Origin of the sequence: Mesorhizobium sp. M1A.F.Ca.IN.020.06.1.1, from assembly GCF_004023265.1 — a bacterium.
Lineage (GTDB): Bacteria > Pseudomonadota > Alphaproteobacteria > Rhizobiales > Rhizobiaceae > Mesorhizobium.
In genome coordinates, this window is sequence record NZ_RZSR01001233.1 from 1 (window position 1) to 1,429 (window position 1,429).

A 1,429-nucleotide genomic window follows, 5' to 3' on the forward strand; every position below is an offset into this window, starting at 1 on the left:
GATGCGGCCCGGGCGCTTCGCGCCGCCAACCCCGATCTGGTCGTCGAAGGCCGCTTCCGCACCGCGCCCGGCATGTTCTCCTTCGATCGGGTCGACGCAGGATCGAAGCTTCTGCTGGACAGCCTGCCGCAGGGGCTTGCGGGCAATGTCGCCGATTTCTGTGCCGGCTGGGGCTATCTGGCGGCCGAAGTGATGGAACGCTCGACAGGGCTGTCCGGTCTCGACCTCTACGAAGCGGATTTCGAGGCCCTGGAGGCGGCAAGGGTCAATATCCCCGCAACCGCTGTCGAGCCGCGCTTCTTCTGGACCGATCTGCTGACCGAAACGGTCGAGCGAGGTTACGACGCGATCGTCATGAACCCGCCCTTCCACAGCGGCAGGGCTGCCGACCCGGGCATCGGCGCTGGCATGATCCGCGCGGCATCAAAGGCACTGAAACCAGGCGGACGCCTGTTCGTGGTGGCGAACCGGCAGTTGCCCTATCAACAGGTGCTGGCGGGAGCCTTCTCCAGTCACGCCGAGGTTGCGCGCGATGGCATGTTCAAGGTGTTTTCGGCGCGGCGTTAAAAGCAACTCCAGGAAAAGCGCGTGAGACGGTTTTCCGTCCCCGTGATTGCTCCAGGAAAAGAATGCAGCGCCCTACTGCAGGCTGACGAGGCGTGCCGGCTCGCGCCTGGCATGAACAGGGCGCAACGCGCCGAGCTCGATCTCGAGCGGCGCGGGGCGGCCGAACAGATAGCCCTGCACGACCTCGCAACCGGCGGCTCTCAGCAGCGTCGCCTGGTTCTCGGTCTCGACGCCTTCGGCGATGATGCCGACGCCGAGCGCCCGCGATAGCCCGACGATGGTCGAGACGACAGCGCCCGAGCTGGAATCGGTATCGATGCGGCTGACGAAGGAGCGGTCGATCTTCAGCTTGCCGAACGAGAAGTCGATCAGATAGCTCAAGTTGGAATAGCCGGTGCCGAAATCGTCGACGGCGACCGAGATGCCCATCTCGGCGAGTTGCCGCAGGATGACGGCCGCGCGGTCGCGGTCCTGCATCATCGCCGTTTCGGTGACTTCGAGTTCCAGCCGCGACGGCTTGATGCCGGTCGATGCCATGGTCTGGCGCACGATGCCGACGAAGTCCCTGGTCATGAACTGGACCGGCGAGATGTTGACGGCGACGAAGCAATCCTCCGGCAGGTACTGGGCGTCGCTGCAAGCCTTGCGCAGCACCCATTCGCCGATCGGGTTGATCATGCCGGTTTCCTCGGCGATCGGAATGAATTCCATCGGCGGGATCATGCCGCGTTCCGGATGCTTCCACCGGATCAGCGCTTCATAGCCGACGACACGGCCGCCCTGCAGGTCGAATTGCGGCTGGTAGTGGAGGTTGAAGTCGCCGCGGTCGAAGGCGGTTTTCAGCTCCGATTCAATCCATTGC

The 1,429-nt window shown here is 64.2% G+C and carries 2 protein-coding genes; one reads left to right on the plus strand and one right to left on the minus strand.

Annotated features, from left to right (window positions below; genetic code table 11):
• A partial coding sequence (locus tag EOA60_RS32785) for a class I SAM-dependent methyltransferase (RefSeq protein WP_164899761.1) occupies positions 1–567 on the plus strand: 567 nt, incomplete at its 5' end.
• Positions 568–639: 72 nt separating this feature from the next.
• On the opposite strand, the gene EOA60_RS32790 is transcribed toward EOA60_RS32785, so the two are convergent.
• Positions 640–1,429, minus strand: a 790-nt coding sequence (locus EOA60_RS32790; RefSeq protein WP_164899762.1) for an EAL domain-containing protein, incomplete at its 5' end; no start/stop codon positions are given.